Origin of the sequence: Massilia genomosp. 1 (assembly GCF_011682185.1) — a bacterium.
In the GTDB taxonomy this organism is placed as follows: Bacteria; Pseudomonadota; Gammaproteobacteria; order Burkholderiales; family Burkholderiaceae_D; genus Telluria_A; species Telluria_A rubra.
In genome coordinates, this window is record NZ_WHJF01000706.1 from 1 (window position 1) to 213 (window position 213).

Here is a 213-nt window from a genome sequence, read left to right on the forward strand (position 1 = left end):
GGCCGCCGTGGTCGCCCTTGTAGATCTTGTCGAGCACGCCGAGCACGTTCAGGTCCTGGAAGATGCGCGAGTTGACGCGGCGCTTGAGGTAGGTCAGCCACGGCACGATTTCGGCATGGTAAAAGGCGAAGCCGCCATCCGAATGGCTGAAGCCGAACGAGTTGACGTAGCCGTTGATGTAGCTTTCGCTGCCATCGGCCATCAGCACGCCGA

At 61.0% G+C, this 213-nt stretch carries 1 protein-coding gene; it reads right to left on the reverse strand.

What is annotated here, in order from left to right; all coding sequences use genetic code 11:
• A partial coding sequence (locus F1735_RS35355) for a contractile injection system protein, VgrG/Pvc8 family (protein WP_222853232.1) occupies nt 1-202 on the reverse strand: 202 nt, incomplete at its 3' end.
• Nucleotides 203-213: the final 11 nt, after the last annotated feature.